The following is a 633-nucleotide window of genomic DNA, read 5'->3' as shown; positions in this document are numbered from 1 at the left end:
GCAGGATTTGAAGACCTTCGCCGTCAGTCAGCTCACGACCTTGTTAGCATGGACTTCCCTGGCTACTCTATCGGTGGTTTGGCAGTAGGAGAAACGCATGAAGAGATGAATGCCGTCTTGGATTTCACAACTCAACTGCTACCTGAAAACAAACCTCGCTATTTGATGGGTGTCGGAGCGCCAGATAGCTTGATTGATGGAGTTATTCGTGGCGTGGATATGTTTGACTGTGTCTTACCGACTCGTATCGCTCGTAACGGAACTTGTATGACCAGTCAAGGTCGTTTGGTTGTCAAAAATGCCCAATTCGCTGAAGACTTTACGCCACTGGATCCTGAGTGCGATTGCTACACATGTAAGAACTATACACGCGCTTATCTTCGCCACCTACTCAAGGCTGACGAAACCTTTGGTATCCGCTTGACTAGTTACCACAATCTCTACTTCTTACTCAATCTGATGAAGCAGGTCCGCCAAGCCATCATGGATGACAATCTCTTGGAATTTCGTGAGTATTTTGTAGAAAAATATGGCTACAACAAGTCAGGGCGCAATTTCTAAAGTGTAAAAATAGAATGCCAAAATCCTAAGTTTTCTCTTAGGATTTTTCCTATTTTTTTGATAGAATAGGGA

1 protein-coding gene is annotated in these 633 nt (G+C 44.1%); it reads left to right on the top strand.

Annotated elements, in window-relative coordinates:
- A partial coding sequence (locus GMD6S_RS09920; RefSeq protein ID WP_000518175.1) for a tRNA-ribosyltransferase family protein occupies positions 1-561 on the top strand: 561 nt, incomplete at its 5' end.
- Between the last annotated feature and the right edge of the window lie 72 nt (positions 562-633).

The organism is Streptococcus sp. GMD6S, from assembly GCF_000297015.1.
This window is presented reverse-complemented; position numbering and strand designations above follow the sequence as displayed.